The following is a 269-nucleotide window of genomic DNA, read 5'->3' on the forward strand; positions in this document are numbered from 1 at the left end:
CCAAACACGCTCATAATGCCAAAGACGCCCACGAGCACCGGCAATACCAGTGTCATACTGCAAAAGCGTAGCAGCAGCGTGCGGCCGGGAAACCACCGACGGTAGAGAGCTCGGGCCAGCGCTACAGCCGGCAAAGTGGAGCACAGCGCCGATAGCAGTGCCTGGGTAAAGGTAAAGGACACTATATGCCATAGATAGCTATCCGCCAGCAGCGGACGCCAGGGATACGTGGGCGCGTGGCGCCAAAGGGCACTGAAGGCGGCAATGGC

At 60.2% G+C, this 269-nt stretch carries 1 pseudogene; it reads right to left on the minus strand.

Annotated features, from left to right (window positions below):
* A pseudogene (gene thiP, locus BG74_RS06280) lies at positions 1-269 on the minus strand (thiamine/thiamine pyrophosphate ABC transporter permease ThiP); the annotation flags it as partial.

The organism is Sodalis-like endosymbiont of Proechinophthirus fluctus (assembly GCF_001602625.1).
Classification (GTDB): Bacteria; Pseudomonadota; Gammaproteobacteria; order Enterobacterales; family Enterobacteriaceae.